A 17101-nucleotide genomic window follows, 5' to 3' on the forward strand; every position below is an offset into this window, starting at 1 on the left:
ACCTCAGCTCAGCATCTCCTCGATCAGGTCCGCGGCCCGCGCCGTGCCGCCCTCGGCCCGCGCCTGATCACGCACCTCGGCCACCCGCCGGGCCACCGCCTCGTCCGTGGTCAGGTCGAGCAGAGCGGCACGCAGCACCTCGGCGGTCGCGTCCGCCGTGTCGACACGGCGGGCCACGCCCAGCTCCACGAGCCGGTCGGCGTTCATCGGCTGCTCGGACGCCTGCGGTACGGCGATCATGGGCAGCCCGCAGTACAGACCCTCACCGCTGCTGCCCATCCCCGCGTGGGTGACGAACGCGTCGGCCTGCTTCAGGATCGCCAACTGCGGTACCCAGGAACGCACGTCCACATTGCCCGGGATCTCCCCCAGCTCGGCCGGGTCGACGTGGCGGCCGATCTGCAGCACGACGTGCCAGCCGGGCAGATCCCCGAAGGCGGCCAGGCACGCGCGGTAGAAGTCGGGCTGCCGGGTGAAGGCCGAACCCAGCGAGACCAGCAGCACCCGCTCGGCGCCCGCGGGGCGCTCCCACCGGCCCTGGTCGGCGCGGTCGCCGAGACAGGGTCCGACGAACGTCACCACCTTCTCGTCGACCCGGTCGGCGTTCGGCTGCATGGCCCGGGGGATCAGCGCGACCGCCCGCCCGGGCGGGCCGCAGAAGGCGTTCACATCGGTGGTCACCGCCCCGCAGCCGGCCAGCCACGCGGCGAACTTCGTCTGGTACCCGTCGGCCCCCGGCAGCGCCATGATGTGCGCCGCGACCTCCTGTTCGTAGCCCTCCCAGGCGACGAACGTCGGGGACAGCTGCACGGCCGGGCGCCCCTGCCGCTCGGCGAGCGCGCGCCCGGCGTACGCGCCGATGTCGTACAGGTACAGATCGGCCGGGTCGTCGTCGTACGCGGCACGCAGCTGCGGCAACGCCTGGATCGCGTCGTCCAGGAAGACGGTCATCTGGGCGATGGGGCCCTCGGGCCAGTCGTGGTGTGCGACGGGCAGGGTCGAGTCGTACGGCACCAGCTCGGCACCGGTCGGCTCGATGACATCCGCCAGGTAGGAGTCGTTGGCGTACGTCACGCGGTGACCGCGCGCCACCAGCTCCCGGATCACCTCGAGGCTGGGAAGGGTGTGGCTGATGGCGGGAATGCCGACCATCGCGATATGGGCACGGCGACGGGACGGTCGTGACATGAGAGATCACTCGATTCAGGTCTGCGGCGAAATGGACACGACGGACCGGCACAGCGGCGATCTTCGCCGGTGTGCCGGAGGAAGCGGCGTGTCAGCCGTAGATCTGACGGAATGAGTCCATGCGCGCACCCTACCGTCGACCGTTCGCCCGGCGGACTGATTTTCCTCCCGGCTCAGCCCGCCATAAGCGCCCGCTCAGCGCCCGGCCATAGGGTCACCCCTGCGACGGGCCGCCCGTTCTCCCCCCTCTCCCGGCGGGCCGTCGCCCCCAAAGGCCACGGGCGCCGGAAGCCGCGCGTTCCGCCACGCGGCCGAAACGCGCCGCATAACGCCGGTCGTTTCCCTTTCCCGGTGGCCGACGGCGCTTTATCGCATGCGCCTTTCGAAGTGATCGGAATGGCGCATACGACAAAGGGGCCGCCGGACCGTATCGAAACGGTCCAGCGGCCCCTCAGCCGCTCACAAGGTGACGCTTACGCGTCCTTGCTCAGGTTCGGGCCACCACCGGCGGCGGACTCGATCGGCGGGGTGTCCGGCAGCGCGGACTTCTCCTCGCCGCGGAAGGTGAACTTCTTCTCCTCACCCTCGCCCTCGGTGTCCACGACCACGATGTGGCCCGGACGCAGCTCGCCGAAGAGAATCTTCTCCGAGAGCACGTCCTCGATTTCCCGCTGAATCGTCCGGCGCAGCGGCCGGGCGCCCAGCACGGGGTCGTAGCCCCGCTTGGCGAGCAGCTTCTTGGCGTCACCGCTGAGCTCGATGCCCATGTCGCGGTCCTTGAGCCGCTCGTCCACCTTGGTGACCATGAGGTCGACGATCTGGATGATGTCTTCCTCGGTGAGCTGGTGGAAGACGACGGTGTCGTCGACACGGTTCAGGAACTCGGGGCGGAAGTGCTGCTTCAGCTCCTCGTTGACCTTGGCCTTCATCCGCTCGTAGCCGGTCTTCACATCGCCCTGGGCGGCGAAGCCCAGGTTGAAGCCCTTGGAGATGTCCCGGGTGCCGAGGTTGGTGGTCATGATGATCACCGTGTTCTTGAAGTCCACGACCCGGCCCTGGGAGTCGGTCAGCCGACCGTCCTCCAGGATCTGCAGCAGCGAGTTGAAGATGTCCGGGTGGGCCTTCTCGACCTCGTCGAAGAGGACCACGGAGAACGGCTTGCGGCGCACCTTCTCGGTGAGCTGGCCGCCCTCCTCGTAGCCCACGTATCCGGGCGGGGAGCCGAAGAGCCGCGAGACGGTGTGCTTCTCGCTGAACTCCGACATGTCGAGCGAGATCATCGCGTCCTCGTCGCCGAAGAGGAACTCGGCGAGAGTCTTGCTCAGCTCGGTCTTACCGACACCGGACGGGCCCGCGAAGATGAACGAGCCGCCGGGGCGCTTGGGGTCCTTGAGGCCCGCACGCGTGCGCCGGATGGCCTGGGAGAGCGCCTTGATGGCGTCCTTCTGGCCGATGACGCGCTTGTGCAGCTCGTCCTCCATGCGCAGCAGCCGGGAGGACTCCTCCTCGGTGAGCTTGAAGACCGGGATGCCGGTGGCCGTGGCCAGGACCTCGGCGATCAGCTCCTCGTCGACCTCGGCGACGACATCCATGTCGCCGGCCTTCCACTCCTTCTCCCGCTTCGCCTTCGCGGCCAGGAGCTGCTTCTCCTTGTCGCGCAGGCCCGCGGCCATCTCGAAGTCCTGCGAGTCGATCGCGGACTCCTTCTCCCGGCGCACGTCGGCGATCTTCTCGTCGAACTCGCGCAGGTCCGGCGGCGCGGTCATCCGGCGGATCCGCATCCGGGAACCGGCCTCGTCGATCAGGTCGATCGCCTTGTCCGGCAGGAAGCGGTCCGAGATGTAGCGGTCGGCCAGGGTGGCGGCAGCGACCAGGGCCGAGTCCGTGATCGAGACGCGGTGGTGCGCCTCGTAACGGTCCCGCAGGCCCTTGAGGATCTCGATGGTGTGCGGCAGCGACGGCTCGGCGACCTGGATGGGCTGGAAGCGGCGCTCAAGGGCCGCGTCCTTCTCCAGGTACTTGCGGTACTCGTCGAGCGTCGTCGCGCCGATGGTCTGCAGCTCGCCCCGCGCCAGCATCGGCTTGAGGATGCTCGCGGCATCGATCGCGCCCTCGGCGGCGCCCGCACCCACCAGGGTGTGGAGCTCGTCGATGAACAGGATGATGTCGCCGCGGGTGCGGATCTCCTTGAGGACCTTCTTCAGGCGCTCCTCGAAGTCGCCGCGGTAGCGGGAGCCGGCGACCAGGGCGCCCAGGTCCAGGGTGTAGAGGTGCTTGTCCTTGAGGGTCTCGGGCACCTCGCCCTTGACGATGGCCTGGGCCAGTCCCTCGACGACCGCCGTCTTGCCGACGCCGGGCTCGCCGATGAGGACCGGGTTGTTCTTGGTGCGGCGCGAGAGCACCTGCATGACCCGCTCGATCTCCTTCTCGCGCCCGATGACCGGGTCGAGCTTGGATTCGCGGGCGGCCTGCGTCAGGTTGCGGCCGAACTGGTCCAGGACGAGCGAGGTGGAGGGCGTGCCCTCCGCCGGGCCGCCGGCCGTGGCGGCTTCCTTGCCCTGGTAGCCGGAGAGCAGCTGGATGACCTGCTGCCGCACCCGGTTCAGATCGGCGCCCAGCTTCACGAGGACCTGGGCGGCGACGCCCTCGCCCTCGCGGATCAGGCCGAGCAGGATGTGCTCCGTACCGATGTAGTTGTGACCGAGCTGAAGGGCTTCGCGGAGCGACAGCTCCAGCACCTTCTTGGCACGGGGGGTGAAGGGGATGTGCCCGGACGGGGCCTGCTGGCCCTGACCGATGATCTCCTCCACCTGCTGGCGGACCGCCTCGAGCGAAATCCCGAGGCTCTCCAGGGCCTTAGCGGCGACACCCTCACCCTCGTGGATCAGGCCCAGGAGAATGTGTTCGGTGCCGATGTAGTTGTGGTTGAGCATCCGGGCTTCTTCCTGAGCCAGGACGACAACCCGCCGCGCGCGGTCGGTGAACCTCTCGAACATCGTTAATCGCTCCTCAGAGCGGTCAGAAAGATCGGGGACGATCCCCTCCCTGTCCTTCCGCATGCTAGTCCCGCAACCCGGGACAGCTCATTCCAACTGCCGACAACCGTCCGGATCGGCCCCACTCTCACAGGGCTCACAGCAGATGGCCTCCTGCCCGAACAGCCGACAACTGCTCCAACCCGATGGTGCGAGACGATGTTCCCGCAGGCCAGGCATATACGCCCACCGTCACTACGCCGATGGCGAACGCCCCTTTCTCCCGACTCGCGGACCGCCCCTCCCACTAGGGATGTCTTACCCGCAAGCACGGACACTCCATGCCGCACGGGCCGGTTCCCTCCGCTACGGGCGAACAACCTTGCGCCGGTTCACCACCCCTGCAGCCCCCCGCCCGGTCACGCCGCGCGCCGGTTCGGCCACGCGACGTACACGGCGGGACGTAACCTTCGGCCGGGGAGACAGTTGCTCTGGGCATGATCTCCACCGCCGCGGCGCCGTCCGGCCGCTCACAGGACCGCTCGGCCCCCGGTCCGGGGGCATCGGGGTGTGCGCGGTGGTACGAGCGGGAGCTGGGGTGGCCGACGACCGGCAGCGGTCCCGTCGAGCTGCTCACGGGGGTGGCATTCGACGTACTGGAGCTGCCGGCCGTCGCCGGATTCGCGCTGCTGCGGCGCGTACCGCGGACCGGTCCGGTCGCGGTGGAGGGCCCCTGGATGCGGCTGCTGGTGGCCGCGGGCAGCGCCGACGAGCTGCCGGGGCTGCTCGACTGGCTGGAGTGGGGCGGGATTCCGCTGGATCTGACCGCACTCGGCGCCGGCGGCCGGATCACCGCTCCGTGTCCCTCCGCCTCGTGGCCTCCGCCCGGAGAACCCGGGACGCCCCAGGCGCCCGGTGAGCGGTGCCCGCAGGAGGCCGCCGTATGGCTGCGGCCTCCCGAGCCGGGGGGCGGGGTGGAGCCGACGCTGCCGGTGACAGCCTTCGGGGGCGATGGGGACGCCCCCGACCTCGTGCGGCTCGTGGGTGCGGCGGCCACGGAGTGCCACCGAGCCCGGTTGCTGCGCGCCCGGCCACTGCCCAGACAGCGGCGAGCCGGGAAAGGGTGACGTGCTCAGCCGTTGGCCTTCTCGTACGCCTCGCGAACGGTCGCCGGAACGCGGCCGCGGTCGTTGACCTCGTAGCCGTTCTCCTTCGCCCAGGCGCGGATCTTCGCGGTGTCCTGACCGCTGCCCGACGCCGCACGCGCCTTGCCGCGGCCACCGGAGGCCCGGCCACCGGTGCGACGGCCACCCTTGGTGAACGGCTCCAGGGCGTCACGGAGCTTGTCCGCGTTGGCCGTGTTGAGGTCGATCTCGTAGCTCTTGCCGTCCAGCGCGAACGTCACGGTCTCGTCCGCCTCGCCGCCGTCGAGGTCGTCGACAAGAAGGACCTGAACCTTCTGTGCCATGGGGTTCCTTTCAGGGAAAACGGGGGGCTCGGGGCGCGGCCTTAGCCGCTGATGTCACACCCCCCAGGTAATTACACTACGGGAGAATAGGAAACCGCTTTTCCCGGAAAAACACAAACCCTCCGGGAAGGTTCGACCGATCGACCATGCGGGAAGGCTGATGGAACCCACTGTTCCGGAGCTATGTGATAGGGGCGCGATTCGGACATAGGGCCCGCGATCACAGTTGCAGAAGCATCCGGCTGTTGCCAAGGGTGTTCGGCTTCACCCGTTCGAGACCCAGGAACTCGGCGACGCCCTCGTCATAGGAACGCAGCAGCTCGCTGTAGACATCCCCGTCGACCGGCGTCTCGCCGATCTCCACGAAGCCGTGCTTGGTGAAGAAGTCGACTTCGAAGGTGAGGCAGAAAATGCGCCGGACGCCGAGCCAGCGCGCCGTCTGCAACAGCTTGTCGAGCACCAGGTGGCCTACACCACTCCCCTTCGAAGCGGGATCCACCGCGAGAGTACGAACCTCCGCGAGGTCTTCCCACATGACGTGGAGTGCGCCGCAGCCAATGACCTCAGCGTCCTCGTCCCGCTCCGCGACCCAGAACTCCTGGATGTCCTCGTAAAGGGTCACCGTGGCTTTGTCGAGCAGGATGCGATCGCTCACGTAGGAGTCGATGAGCCGGCGCACCGCTCGTACATCGCTGGTCCGGGCGCGGCGGACGGTGACTACTTTTGATAGTGCAGAGGACATGGCCGGACGCTATCGCCCCGGCTCATCGCTCCGACTCACCGGGGCTCTCCCCGGGCTCACCGAGTTGTGCGACCCGCATGGCATCCCGCAGTGCATCTCGCTGCTCTTCGGACATCATCCCGAAGAACGCGACGAGGGCCGCCGCCGGGTTGTCACTGGTCGACCACGCTTCGTTCATCAGTGCGGCCGAGTAGGCGGCCCTGGTGGAGACCGCGGCATATCGATAGGCGCGGCCTTGCACCTCCCTGCGGAGCCAGCCCTTGTGATGGAGGTTGTCCATTACGGTCATGACCGTCGTGTAGGCGATCGAGCGTTCTCGTTGAAGGTCTTCCAGCACTTCTCGGACCGTGACCGGGCGGTTCCACTTCCACACCCGCGTCATGACCGCGTCTTCGAGCTCTCCCAATGGCCGAGGCACATGTGAATAATAGTGGGAGATGTACCGAATGTCGGGGGATGTGGGCGCCGAAAGGCCGCACGCCCCGGGATGCGGGCGCATCCCGGGGCGTGGCGGTGAAGAAGGGGTGGCGAAGCGGGGGCGGCCTGGGGCCCGTGTCAGGACGCGTCGTCGACCGGCGCCTGACCGGCCGGTGCCGTGCGGTCCGCCTCGGCGCGGGCGATCGCCGCGTCCACGAGGTGGTCCTCCTTCGCCTTGTTGGCGCCACCCTGGCTCTTGATCATCGTGACGATCAGAAAGGTGAAGGCCACGGCCATCACCAGGGGCGGAACCAGCGCGGAGACGTAATCCATGGCTATCGGCCTCCTTTTGCTCGATGCCCCCAGATTACGCGGCGCCCGCGTCGGCCCCCGCGCCGGGCCTGACGCCGGGCCTGGCGTTGGGCCTGACGCCGGGCCTGGCGTTGGGCCTGACGCCGGGCCTCGGGCCGGGGCCGAGGCGGGACTCGTGGTCCGGCGGCGGGGAGGGGCGGCGGCGCTTGGGCGGGAAGACCTCGGCGGGCGTCGGCACCGGCCGCTGCGGGCGCCGCGGGGTGCCCCGGCCCGGCTCCCGCCGCTTCGGCTCCTCGCGGTCGCCGCGGTCGGGGGCGGGGGTGGGCTTCTTGCGCGGCTCCTGCTTCGGCTCCTCGTCCTTCAGCAGCGGCCCGGGCACTCCCCGGGGCACGGCTGCTCCCCGGGCGGCTCCGACGCCGCCCGGCAGGGCGCGCAGCCGGACCTCCGGGGGGCTGGAGCCGGCCGGCGCGGAGGGCACGGCACGCGTCGCGAGCCGGGCGCGTACGCAGCGCTCGGCCAGGCGCTCGCAGTGGCTCAGCAGCGCGCGGCGGCGCTCGGCCTCGCCGTCCGACGCGGTGGCCCGGCACAGCGTCCGCAGCGCTGCCAGGTCCTCCGGGAGCGGCTCGTAACCGGCGGCCAGGGCGCCCTCGAGCTGCCCCAGATAGCCGACGGCGGCACCGGGGAGGGCGGCGCGGTAGCGGGCCAGCTCGTCGAGCAGGAACGCTCGCAGCCGCCCGCCCTCGCGGACCGCCTCGTCCACGGCCTCGGCGAGCCGGTAACAGTCCTGGACCTCCTCCGCCCGGTCCGGGCCGAGAGGGCCGGGGGGAGTGACGGGTTCGGGTTGGAGGGCGATGGCGAGGGCGCGTCGGAGCACACGCAGCTCATCCGCACTGAACGCCATTCCGCCGCGGGATCCATAGGGCGTGGGCATGGGAGGACTTTAAGTGCTAAGCGGACAAATTTCGCTGAGCGGCGGGCGGTGCGGCGCGTTGCGGGGGCGGCCATTCGGCGGTGGGAGCCGGGTCGCGGGTCCGCCGCGGCGGCGGAGCCCGCGGAGGCCGTCCGGAGGCCGGACGGGCGGGATCGGGGGCGGCCGGGCGGGTTCCGCTTGTCGATCCCGAATTCGACGGGACGGCATTCCTCGACTGCGCCTCGGCAGTCGGTGGAGTGCCCTCCGCGCCGCCCCGCCGAATGGACAGTGCGATGAACCGTGCGAGGAACACCGCGACGAACACCGCGCGGAATTCGTTTCGTAATGCCGCCAATACCGCCGAGTTCGCAGGTGAACGGTCTTTTCGGCGCGATCGGGCGCCGAACGGCCCGATCGGCGCCGATCAGCCGCGCGCGACGTTGCGCTCGTAGACCAGCCGCAGCCCGATGAGCGTGAGCCAGGGCTCATGCTCGTCGATGACCGAGGCCTCGCCCAGCACCATCGGGGCCAGACCGCCGGTGGCGATCACCGTCACGTCCTCGGGGTCCTCGGCCAGCTCGCGCGCCATGCGCCGGACGATCCCGTCGACCTGACCCGCGAAGCCGTACAGGATGCCGGACTGCATGGCCTCGACCGTGTTCTTGCCGATCACGCTGCGCGGCCGGGCCAGCTCGATCTTGCGCAGCTGCGCGCCGCGCACGCCCAGCGCCTCGACCGAGATCTCGATACCGGGCGCGATCACCCCGCCTACGTACTCGCCGCGCGAGCTGACCGCGTCGAAGGTGGTCGCGGTGCCGAAGTCGACGACCACGCACGGGCCCTCGTACAGCTCGACGGCGGCCAGGGCGTTGATGATCCGGTCGGCGCCGACCTCCTTCGGGTTGTCCATCAGGATCGGCACGCCGGTCTTCACGCCCGGCTCCACCAGCACGGACGGCACATCGCCGTAGTAGCGGCGGGTGACCTCGCGCAGCTCGTGCAGGACGGAGGGGACGGTGGAGCAGATCGAGATGCCCTCGATGCCGTCCCCCAGCTCCTCGCCGAGCAGCGGATGCATCCCCATCAGCCCCTGCAGCAGCACGGCCAGTTCGTCGGCGGTGCGGCGGGCGTCGGTGGAGATCCGCCAGTGCTCGACGATCTCCTCCCCGTCGAAGAGGCCGAGGACGGTGTGCGTGTTCCCGACGTCGATGGTCAGCAGCATGGGCGACACCGCTTCCGGTCGGCCTCACCGCAGAGGGCGAGTTCTGGGGTGGTGGGCGGGGCGATGGTCAGCAGCATGGTTCAGTCACCCCGCGTCGCGCAGGTCCAGGCCGATGTCGAGGATCGGGGACGAGTGGGTGAGCGCGCCGACCGCCAGGTAGTCGACGCCCGTCTCGGCGTACGCACGGGCGTTGGCGAGCGTCAGGCGGCCCGAGGACTCCAGCGCGGCCCGGCCCGCGACCAGGGCGACCGCCTCGCGGGTGCGCTCCGGGGTGAAGTTGTCCAGCAGGATCAGATCGGCGCCCGCATCCAGGACCGGCGGGATCTGGTCCAGGGTGTCGACCTCCACCTCGATCGGCAGGTCCGGGAACTCGTCCCGTACGGCGTTGAACGCCTGGGCCACGCCGCCCGCCGCGACCACGTGGTTGTCCTTGACGAGCGCCGCGTCCGACAGCGACATGCGGTGGTTGACGCCGCCGCCGCAGCGCACCGCGTACTTCTCCAGCGCGCGCAGCCCCGGCGTCGTCTTCCGGGTGTCGCGGACCTTCGTCTTCGTCCCCTCCAGGGCGTCGGCCCAGGCGCGGGTCGCGGTCGCGATGCCGGAGAGACGGCAGAGCAGGTTGAGCGCGCTGCGCTCGCCGGTGAGCAGGTCGCGGGTGCGGGTGCGGACGCTCAGCAGCTTCTGGCCGGGCTCGACCCGGTCGCCGTCCTCCACATGCCGCTCCACTTCGAACTCGTCCGTACAGACGACGGACAGGATCGCCTCGGCGATGCGCAGCCCGGCCACGGTGCCCGCCTCACGGGCCGTGAAGTCGCCGGTGGCGAAGGCGTCCTCGGGGACGGTGGCGACGGTCGTCACGTCCACGCCCTGGTCGAGGTCCTCCTCGATCGCCATGTGCGCGATGTCCTCGACCTGGACGGGGTCGAGTCCGGCCGCGTCCAGCAGCTGGGCCAGGTCGGGGTCGAGGCCGCACTCCATCGGGTCGAGCCCGTACGCGCCGTCGTCGTCGGCGCCGCTGCCACAGCCGCAGGCGCTGCCGCAGCCGCCGACCTCGCCGCCGACCGGGCCGCCGATCTGGAGCAGCGGAAGGGCCACGGGCTGCGGGGGACTCTGCTGGCGGTCGTCGGAGGTGCTGCTCACGGGTGGGACTCCGTCTCGGATCGGGTGGTGGGTGAGGGGAACGCCGCGGAGTCCGTCGTACGGACGTCGAGCGAGCCGTCGGGGCCGAGGGTGACCAGGAGGTGCCGCCGCCAGGCCGCGTCGTCCCGGTCGGGGCGGTCCTCCCGCCAGTGGCAGCCTCGGGTCTCCTCGCGCCGGAGCGCGGCGGCCACCAGGACCCGGGCCACGAGGAGGAGGTTCGTCGCCTCCCAGGTCTCGACGCCGGGCTCGGCCGTCTTGCCGTCGCGGCGCAGCGTCTCGACGGCGTCGTCCCGGACGCGGTCCAGCTGCCCGGCGGCGTGGGCGAGGCTGGTCGCGGAGCGGAGGACTCCGGCGCCGGCGGTCATGATGCGCTGGACGGCGTACCGGGCCTCGGGGGCGAGCAGGGGCCCTCCCCCGCCCTGTCCCGCCCCGGGGGCGGCCGTGTCCCGGGGTGCGGGGTCCGGTATGCGGGCAGGGCCGGCGATGTCCGCCGGGTCGCGCTCGGCGATGTCCGCCGCGATGCGCTCGGCGAAGACCAGGCCCTCCAGCAGCGAGTTGGACGCCAGCCGGTTCGCGCCGTGCACGCCCGTGCAGGCCGTCTCCCCGCACGCGTACAGCCCCGGCACCGTGGTGCGGCCCCGCAGGTCCGTCCACACCCCGCCGCTGGCGTAGTGCGCGGCGGGGGCCACCGGGATCGGCTGGGTGACCGGGTCGATGCCGTGGGCCCGGCAGGCGGCCAGGATGGTCGGGAAGCGGTGCTCCCACATCCGGGCGCCGAAGTGCCGGGCGTCCAGGTACATGTGCTCGGTGCCCTGCTCCAGCATCCGCCGCGTGATGCCCTTGGCGACGATGTCGCGGGGCGCCAGCTCGGCCAGCTCATGCTGCCCCATCATGAAGCGCACGCCGTCCGCGTCCACCAGATGGGCGCCCTCGCCCCGCACCGCCTCGGAGACCAGCGGCTGCTGCCCCTCGGCCTCCGGGCCAAGCCACAGCACCGTGGGGTGGAACTGGACGAACTCCAGATCGCTCACCTCCGCCCCGGCGCGCAGCGCGAGGGCGACGCCGTCGCCCGTGGAGACGGCGGGGTTGGTGGTGGCGGAGAAGACCTGGCCCATGCCGCCGGTCGCGAGGACGACGGCGCCCGCGTGGACCGCGCCCACGCCGTCCCGCGCGCCCTCGCCCATGACGTGCAGGGTGACGCCCGCGGCGCGGCCGGAGGCGTCCTTGAGGAGGTCGAGCACGAGGGCGTTCTCGACGGTGTCGATGCCGGCCGCGCGCACCGCGTCGACCAGGGCGCGGGAGATCTCCGCACCCGTCGCGTCGCCGCCCGCGTGGGCGATGCGGCGGCGGTGGTGGCCGCCCTCGCGGGTCAGCAGGATCTCGCCGGTGTCGTCGTCGGCGTCGAACCGGGCGCCGGTGCCGATGAGGCGGCGGACCGCGTCGGGGCCTTCGGTGACCAGCATCCGCACGGCCCGCTCGTCGCACAGCCCGGCGCCCGCGACGAGCGTGTCGTCGAGGTGCTGCTCGGGGGTGTCGCCCTCGCCGAGGGCGGCGGCTATGCCGCCCTGGGCCCAGCGCGTGGAGCCGTCGTCGAGGCGGGCCTTGGTGACGACTGTGACCTTCGCCCCGGCGGCGGCGCAGCGCAGCGCCACGGTCAGGCCCGCGACGCCCGAGCCCACGACCACGACGTCGGCCTCGGTGGCCCAGCCGGGCGCGGGGGCGCGCAGGGCGGCGGCCGGGGTCGTGGTGGCCGGGGTCGTGGCGGCGGACGGCGCGGTCGTCGGCCCGCTCACGCGTCCGCTCCGAACCGCAGCCGGATGTTGTCGATCAGCCGCGTGGAGCCGACCTTGGCGGCGACGGCCAGGACGGCCTCGCCGGTGTGGTCATCGGGCGCCTCGGTGAAGCTCTCCGGGTCGATCAGGTCCAGGTAGTCGAGGGCGAGGGGTGGTTCGAGGAGGGCCGCCTCCTCCAGCACCGCGCGCGCCGCGGCCCGCACCGCGCCGGGCGAGCCGACCCGGACGAGGCCGTCCGTATCGCCGCCTCCGGTGCCCCCGGCGCCCCGCGCCGCCAGCAGCCCCGCGTCACGCCCCGCGAACAGCGCGCGGGACAGGGCCAGCGCGGTGTCCCGCTCCGGCGCCGACAGGTAGCGGTTACGGCTGGAGAGCGCGAGCCCGTCGCCCTCCCGGACCGTGGGGACGCCGACGATCTCCACCGGGAAGTCCAGGTCCCGCACCATCCGGCGGACCAGCACCAGCTGCTGCGCGTCCTTCTCGCCGAAGAAGGCGAAGTCCGGGCGGGTGAGGTGGAGCAGCTTGGCGACGACGGTGAGCACCCCGTCGAAGTGGCCGGGCCGGGAGGCGCCCTCGTACCCCTCGCCCATGGCCCCGGCGGCCATCCGTATCCGCGGCTCGCCGCCGCCGTACACCTCCTCGGCCGAGGGGGCGAAGACGATGTCCGCGCCGGCGGCGGCCGCGACCTCCAGGTCGGCGTCGAGCGTGCGCGGATAGCGGTCCAGGTCCTCGCCCGCGCCGAACTGCAGCGGGTTGACGAAGACGGTGACGGTGACGAGACCCTTGGCGCCGACCCGGTCGCGCGCGGCGCGGATCAGCGAGGCGTGCCCGTCGTGCAGCGCGCCCATGGTCATGACGACGGCCATACGCCCCGGCGCGGCGAAGTGCGCCAGCGCCGCGTCGAAGTCCGCGCGGCGCGCGAACAGCTCGACGTCCGGCTCACCGGGGCTCGGCTTGGTCCACAGCTTCGGGCTCACGATTCCGCTCCTCCCCGGCCCCGGGCATCCGAGACATCCGACAGAACGCCCAGCAGGTTCTCCGCCAGCTCCGGCTTGAGCATCCCGTGCGCGAGCGCCCGGTCCGCCGTGGCCCGGGCCATCGCGAGATATCCGGCGACGGTCTGCGGCGCGTGCCGCCGCAGCTCTTGGACGTGCGCGGCGACCGTGCCCGCGTCGCCGCGCGCGACCGGGCCGGTGAGCGCGGCGTCGCCGCTGCGCAGCGAGTTGTCCAGGGCGGCGCCGAGCAGCGGGCCGAGCATCCGGTCGGGCGCCTCGACCCCGGAGGCGCGCAGCAGCTCCATGGCCTGGGCGACCAGGGTGACCAGGTGGTTGGCGCCGATGGCGAGGGCCGCGTGATACAGCGGACGGGACTCCTCGGCGACCCACTCGGGCTCGCCGCCCATCTCGATGACCAGCGCCTCGGCCGCGAGCCGCAGCTCCTCGGGGGCGGTGACGCCGAAGGAGCAGCCCGCGAGCCGCTGGACGTCGACCGGGGTGCCGGTGAAGGTCATCACGGGGTGCAGCGCGAGCGGCAGCGCACCGGCCCGCAGGGCGGGCTCCAGCACGCCGGTGCCATAGCGTCCTGAGGTGTGCACCAGCAACTGGCCGGGGCGCACCGCGCCGGTCTCGGCGAGGCCCGCGACCAGCTCGGGCAGGGCGTCGTCGGGGACGGTGAGCAGCACCAGCTCGGCCCGCGCCAGCACCTCGGCGGGCGGGACGATCGGGACCTCGGGGAGCAGGGCGGCGGCCCGGCTCACGGAGGCGTCGGAGACGCCGGAGGCGGCGACGGGCCGGTGCCCGGCCAGCCGCAGCGAGGCGGCGAGCGCCGGGCCGACGCGACCGGCGCCGACGACGCCGACGGTGAGCCGGGCCGGGCGGTCTTGTGGCTCGGGAAGTGGATGTGCGTTCACGCGACTGCGGCCTTCCGTTCCAGTCCTCAGGGGGTACCGGACGATTCCCCGCCATGCTACGCGAGTGCCCCTGGGGGAACCGGGTGTCTCCCCAGGCCTGTGGACAACCCCGCCGGCGCCGCCTGCCACTGCCTGTGGACAACTCCGGGGGTGACCTGTCCGTGGGTCATCATCGGGTCATGGCCGACATGGCGGATGTGGGGGATGTGGTGGTGTGGTGGACGTGACGGATGAGGCTTCTGCGGCGGAGCGTACGGAGCAGGCGGCACGGGCGCGCCGGCTCGCGGCCTGGCACGGCTCCGGGCGGACCCTCGCGCGCGGCCCGGCGGAGCAGCGGATCGGCGAGCGGCTGGCGGCCCTGACCGCCGCCGCCCCGGGCCTGGACGGCGCCCTCGACGACTGGGTGGACGGGTACGGGGACGGGGTGGTGGAAAGGCTGGAGCGCCGGGTCGCCGACCTGCTCGGCATGGAGGCCGCGGCCTTCTTCCCCACCGGCACCATGGCCCAGCAGATCGCGCTGCGCGCCTGGGCGGGGCGCACCGGCAATCCGGTGGTGGCCGTCCATCCGCTGGCCCATCTGGAGGTGCACGAACGGGACGCGTACCTGACGGTGAGCGGGCTGCGCGCGGTGCGGCCGACCAGCGAGCCCCGGCTGCCCACCGCCGCCGAGATCCGCGAGCTGGACGAGCCCTTCGGCACGCTCGCCCTGGAACTGCCGCTGCGCGACGCGGGCTTCGTGCTGCCCGAGTGGGACGACCTGGTCGCCGTCGTGGAGGCCGCCCGCGAGCGGGAGGCGGTGGTCCACTTCGACGGGGCCCGGCTGTGGGAGTGCACCACGCGCTTCGGGCGCGGGCTCCCGGAGATCGCCGCGCTCGCGGACACGGTGTACGTGTCCTTCTACAAATCGCTCGGCGGCATGGCCGGGGCCGCGCTGGCGGGTCCGGAGACGCTGATCGCGGAGGCGGTGGCCTGGCGCCACCGGTACGGCGGTCAGGTGTTCCAGCAGTGGCCCACGGCGCTCGCGGCCCTGGCCGGTCTGGACGGCGAACTGCCACGGCTGCCGTCGTATGTGGCCCACGCGGCGGTGGTAGCGCGGGCGATGCGCGAGGCGTTCGCGGCGGCCGGAGTGGCCTGGTCCCGGGTGCACCCGGAGGTGCCGCACACCCATCAGTTCCAGGTGTGGCTGCCGTATCCGGCGCGGGTGCTGGACGAGGCGGGGATACGGCTGGCCGAGGAGACCCGGACGACGCTGTTCCGGCGCTGGTGGGAGCCGGGGCCGCCCGGTCTGGCCATGTCCGAGGTGACGGTGGCCGCGCCCGCGCTGGACTGGACGGCGGAGGAGGTGACGGAGGCGGTCGCCGCGTTCCTGACGCGGGTGCGGGCGGTGCCGGCGGAGGACGGCCCGGAGGACGACGCCTGAGCCGCGGGGACGGACGGGCCGGATGAACCGGATGAACCGGATGAACCGGACGGGACGGTCAACCGGCGCTCAGCCGGTGGTCGGGCACGAGGACGGGTCCGCGGCCGGGCGGGTGGGAGCGGCCCCGCGCAGCGGCCCGGTGGCCGACGGCTGTGCGGGGCGTACGGCGCGTACGGAGCGTACGGCGCGTACGGCGCGGGCCGTTCCCGCCGCTGCCGCCCGCAGCGCCCGGAGCGCCCGCAGGACGGCCCCGCGGCGGCGCCGGGCCGGGCGTTCGGCGATCACGGTCTGGAAGTCGCGGTACTCGCGCAGCGTCCGGAGGGCGCGCCAGTCGCCGTGGCCGGGGGCGGGCGGGGCGGGCTCGCCGCGCTGGGCGGCCCGGTACAGGTCGAGTGCGTACTGCTGGGTGATGGACATGCCACGAGCGTCGGGCCGCCCGCCGCCGCCCGTCACCTCGATTGACGATCGCCGTCAATCGGGGTCCGGGTGGGGCGCGGGGTGCCGCACCATGAGGGCATGGCCAATGTCGTGGACATCACCGGGCTGCCGCCCGAGCGCATCGTCTTCAGTCCGTCCCCGCTCGCGGAACTGGGCGCCGCGCTGCACGTGCTGTACGAGCCCGGCCACCACCCCGGGCTGCACGGCTGGGCCACCGCGACCGCGGCCTCCCTCAAGCCCGATCTCGCCGACCGGCTGTGCGAGGCGGACTTCCTGTGGGGCACGGCCCGCTCCGACCTGCTGCTGCCGTCCGCCCCCGGGGCGACGCTCGCCGAGGAACTGGACGCGCTGGACCGGATCGACGACGAGGCGTTCGTGGCGGCCGCCTTCGAGATCAGCTGCTCCGCCAGCTACGACCGGCCGACGCCGTCGCCGCTGGTGGACCGGGGCGAGCGGGACCGGATCCGGGACCTGGCCCGGGCCCGTGGGCCGCGGCAACTGGCGTTCGTGGACCGCATGCTGGTGGACCCCGACGGGCTGCGGGTGTGGCTGCGGCGGCTGCTGGAGGACTGCGATCAGGCGTTCTTCGCGGACACCTGGCGGCGGGTGCGGGTCCAACTCGCCGCCGACGCCCGCCACAAGGGCGAGCTGTTGCAGCGCAAGGGGCTCGCGGAGGCGCTGACGGCGGCCTCGGCCGCGCTGTCGGTCGAGGAGGGGGCGGACGGGCGGACGCGCGTCCTGGTCGACAAGCTGGCCGCGGGGCGTACGACGGCGACCGGGAGCGGGCTGACCCTCATCCCGACGACCTTCGGCTGGCCGCATCTGCTGCTGGTGCACGCGCCGGGCTGGCAACCGGTGATCCAGTACCCGGTCCCCGGGCCCGAACTCGCCCCGCCCGCCGCCCTGCAGCTCGTCCAGCAGCGGCTGGAGGCCCTGGCCCACCCGATGCGGATGCGCATCTGCCGCGCGCTGGCCCGGGGGCCGCACACCACGGGTGAGCTGGCCGAGGCGTATGCCATCACGCCCCCGGAGGTCTCCCGGCACATCGCCGTCCTGAAGAAGGCCGGGCTGCTGCAGACCCGGCGGCGCGGGCGGTACGTCCTGCACCAGCTGGAGTTGGCGGCGGTGGCGCGGCTGGGGAGCGACTTCCTGGAGGGCGTGCTGCGGTAG

The 17101-nt window shown here is 72.5% G+C and carries 16 protein-coding genes; 3 read left to right on the forward strand and 13 right to left on the reverse strand.

Translation table 11 applies throughout. The features are described from left to right. Positions 1-3 precede the first annotated feature (3 nt). Positions 4-1188, reverse strand: a complete 1185-nt coding sequence (locus ABZ562_RS03865; RefSeq protein ID WP_361473606.1) for a macrolide family glycosyltransferase — start codon at positions 1186-1188, stop codon at positions 4-6. A 473-nt stretch (positions 1189-1661) separates the two neighbouring features. Beyond that, positions 1662-4184, reverse strand: a complete 2523-nt coding sequence (locus ABZ562_RS03870) for an ATP-dependent Clp protease ATP-binding subunit (RefSeq protein ID WP_055546488.1) — start codon at positions 4182-4184, stop codon at positions 1662-1664. 476 nt (positions 4185-4660) lie between these two features. Here ABZ562_RS03870 and ABZ562_RS03875 point away from each other — a divergent pair, with 476 nt between their 5' ends. After that, positions 4661-5290: an SCO3374 family protein gene (locus ABZ562_RS03875; RefSeq protein ID WP_361473609.1), complete on the forward strand. Its 630-nt coding sequence runs from the start codon at positions 4661-4663 to the stop codon at positions 5288-5290. 5 nt (positions 5291-5295) lie between these two features. On the opposite strand, the gene ABZ562_RS03880 is transcribed toward ABZ562_RS03875, so the two are convergent. The 10 genes from ABZ562_RS03880 to ABZ562_RS03925 form a co-directional block, all read right to left on the reverse strand. Then, positions 5296-5631 carry an Lsr2 family protein gene (locus ABZ562_RS03880; RefSeq protein WP_361473612.1) on the reverse strand — a complete coding sequence of 112 codons (336 nt, stop codon included), beginning with the start codon at positions 5629-5631 and terminating at the stop codon, positions 5296-5298. Between the two features lie 220 nt (positions 5632-5851). Then, entirely contained in the window at positions 5852-6373 is a 522-nt protein-coding gene (locus ABZ562_RS03885) for an amino-acid N-acetyltransferase (RefSeq protein WP_055546482.1), read from the reverse strand. Between the two features lie 22 nt (positions 6374-6395). Further along, on the reverse strand, positions 6396-6872 hold the full coding sequence (locus ABZ562_RS03890; RefSeq protein WP_361473616.1) for a BlaI/MecI/CopY family transcriptional regulator: 477 nt from the start codon (positions 6870-6872) through the stop codon (positions 6396-6398). A 56-nt stretch (positions 6873-6928) separates the two neighbouring features. After that, positions 6929-7123, reverse strand: a complete 195-nt coding sequence (locus tag ABZ562_RS03895; RefSeq protein ID WP_361473619.1) for a hypothetical protein — start codon at positions 7121-7123, stop codon at positions 6929-6931. Positions 7124-7157: 34 nt separating this feature from the next. Further along, entirely contained in the window at positions 7158-8033 is an 876-nt protein-coding gene (locus ABZ562_RS03900) for a hypothetical protein (RefSeq protein ID WP_361473621.1), read from the reverse strand. Positions 8034-8436: 403 nt separating this feature from the next. Further along, positions 8437-9234 carry a type III pantothenate kinase gene (locus ABZ562_RS03905; RefSeq protein ID WP_055546476.1) on the reverse strand — a complete coding sequence of 266 codons (798 nt, stop codon included), beginning with the start codon at positions 9232-9234 and terminating at the stop codon, positions 8437-8439. An 84-nt stretch (positions 9235-9318) separates the two neighbouring features. Continuing rightward, entirely contained in the window at positions 9319-10329 is a 1011-nt protein-coding gene (gene nadC / locus ABZ562_RS03910) for a carboxylating nicotinate-nucleotide diphosphorylase (RefSeq protein WP_361474026.1), read from the reverse strand. Between the two features lie 41 nt (positions 10330-10370). Beyond that, positions 10371-12101, reverse strand: coding sequence for an L-aspartate oxidase (locus ABZ562_RS03915; RefSeq protein WP_361474029.1), 1731 nt, complete (start codon positions 12099-12101; stop codon positions 10371-10373). A gap of 62 nt (positions 12102-12163) precedes the next feature. Then, positions 12164-13141: a pantoate--beta-alanine ligase gene (gene panC, locus ABZ562_RS03920; RefSeq protein ID WP_361473624.1), complete on the reverse strand. Its 978-nt coding sequence runs from the start codon at positions 13139-13141 to the stop codon at positions 12164-12166. Continuing rightward, positions 13138-14073: a DUF2520 domain-containing protein gene (locus tag ABZ562_RS03925; protein ID WP_361473627.1), complete on the reverse strand. Its 936-nt coding sequence runs from the start codon at positions 14071-14073 to the stop codon at positions 13138-13140. Before ABZ562_RS03925 ends, panC begins: the two co-directional genes overlap by 4 nt. Positions 14074-14296: 223 nt before the next feature. Between ABZ562_RS03925 and ABZ562_RS03930 the strand changes: the two genes are divergently transcribed. Further along, complete coding sequence (locus ABZ562_RS03930) at positions 14297-15493, forward strand: beta-eliminating lyase-related protein (RefSeq protein ID WP_361473630.1); 1197 nt, start codon at positions 14297-14299, stop codon at positions 15491-15493. A 69-nt stretch (positions 15494-15562) separates the two neighbouring features. Here ABZ562_RS03930 and ABZ562_RS03935 read toward each other — a convergent pair whose 3' ends face one another. After that, positions 15563-15910 (reverse strand): hypothetical protein, encoded by a 348-nt coding sequence (locus ABZ562_RS03935; protein ID WP_361473633.1) that lies wholly within the window; start codon positions 15908-15910, stop codon positions 15563-15565. Positions 15911-16009: 99 nt separating this feature from the next. Between ABZ562_RS03935 and ABZ562_RS03940 the strand changes: the two genes are divergently transcribed. Beyond that, a complete protein-coding gene (locus ABZ562_RS03940) occupies positions 16010-17101 on the forward strand; it encodes a DUF5937 family protein (RefSeq protein ID WP_361473636.1) in 1092 nt (363 codons plus the stop codon).

Origin of the sequence: Streptomyces sp. NPDC019937 (genome assembly GCF_040631655.1) — a bacterium.
Classification (GTDB): Bacteria; Actinomycetota; Actinomycetes; order Streptomycetales; family Streptomycetaceae; genus Streptomyces.